Origin of the sequence: Leucobacter sp. M11, from assembly GCF_035726885.1 — a bacterium.
Lineage (GTDB): Bacteria > Actinomycetota > Actinomycetes > Actinomycetales > Microbacteriaceae > JAPFRB01.
The window spans coordinates 143,076-144,411 of the sequence record NZ_JAPFRB010000002.1 but is presented as its reverse complement, the minus strand read 5'-3'; the positions used below and the strand labels follow the sequence as shown (position 1 = coordinate 144,411).

The following is a 1,336-nucleotide window of genomic DNA, read 5'->3' as shown; positions in this document are numbered from 1 at the left end:
TCCGCGCCCGCGGGGGCCGAACTGAGCGGGGCCGAGCGCCGGGCCCTCGAAAAGGAGGTCTCGTCCGCCGAGCGCAAGATCGCGAAGCTCGACGGGGAGATCAAGAAGCTGCACGCGCGGATGGCCGCGCACGATCAGGCCGATTACGCGGGGCTCGGCGAGCTCACCGCTCAGATCCAGGGCCTCGGCGACGAGATCGCGGAGGCCGAGGAACGCTGGGTCGAGGCCTCGGACCGGCTCGGCAACTAACGCTCAGGCGGCGCTGAGCCGCGCAGCGCTCTTTCGAGCTCAGGCCGCTTCGGGGCGCGGGGGCTCGGCAGTGCGCCGAGCGAGCAGGGTCGTCAGGGGGACACTGGCGGCGAGCATCAGCTCGGACAGGACCGCGGCGGACAGGGCGTGCCACAGGCTGGGGAAGATCGCGAGGAACGTCGCGGTCAGGAAGCCGACGAGCAGCGCCGCCTCGACGACCGCGCGCAGGACGGGGCGGCGTGGGGACGCGAGCGCCGCGATCCGGCCGAGGCCATCGCCGAAGGCGATCAGGGCGAGCAGGATCCAGACCAGGTGCAGCAGTGTCCACCACGAGCCGCCGAAGATACTCCCCGGGCCGTTCACGAGGCGGACGACGACCACGCCGAAGGCCAGGGGCAGCGCAGCGTACAACAGGCCGCTGCCGAGCCAGCCGAGGAGGGTCGCGAACTCGAACACGGATGGGCGGTTCGGGCGGGGAGCTCCCACGGGTGATCCTCCGGCGCTCGGCCCAGGGCCCCGGGGCGCGGTGGCTCTGGTGCGGTGTTCCCCGAGCGCGGGCGCGGCCGGGGCGGCACCTCCACTGAAGCAGAGCGCCGCTTCCCGGTCAACCACCGGGCGCCGGATTCCCAGCGCGGTGTGAGCGGCGCGCGCCGCGCTTCCTCGGGCGGGGCCTGGCCCCGGGACGCGGCCGGCCGCTACGCGGCGGTGGGGGCGAGCCGCGTGTCCCAGAAGGCGCGCAACTGCTCGCTCTTGCGGAACACGATCGTGTCCCATTCCGCGTCGGTGGTGGAGCTGTCCGCGAAGTCCGAGGGGATCTTGAACAGTTGGAGCCCGACGCCGAAGCGAGCGCAGACGCTCGCGTAGGCGTAGCCCTCCATGTCGACGAGGCTTGCGCCCAGGCTCGCAATGTGCGCCCGCTGGGCGTCGTCCTTGACGAAGACATCGCCGGTCGCGATGGTCGCGGTGCGCTCCGGCAGCAGGAGCGCCCCCTCGGGGACGAGGGTGGGGGAGGGCAGCGAGAAATCGTGCTGGACGACGCCGGTGATCTGGACGACCTCGTCGAGGCTGGGTCGGTCGGGGCCATCTC

The 1,336-nt window shown here is 72.8% G+C and carries 2 protein-coding genes and 1 pseudogene; 1 reads left to right on the top strand and 2 read right to left on the bottom strand.

Annotated features, from left to right (window positions below; genetic code table 11):
- Positions 1-249 (top strand): annotated as a pseudogene (locus tag OOT08_RS04790) (ABC transporter C-terminal domain-containing protein); the annotation flags it as partial.
- A 39-nt stretch (positions 250-288) separates the two neighbouring features.
- Here the strand turns inward: OOT08_RS04790 and OOT08_RS04785 are convergent.
- Both OOT08_RS04785 and OOT08_RS04780 read right to left on the bottom strand, forming a co-directional pair.
- Positions 289-735 (bottom strand): hypothetical protein, encoded by a 447-nt coding sequence (locus OOT08_RS04785; RefSeq protein WP_325091421.1) that lies wholly within the window; start codon positions 733-735, stop codon positions 289-291.
- 209 nt (positions 736-944) lie between these two features.
- The coding region (locus OOT08_RS04780; RefSeq protein WP_325091420.1) for a phosphorylase family protein at positions 945-1,336 on the bottom strand (392 nt) is incomplete at its 5' end.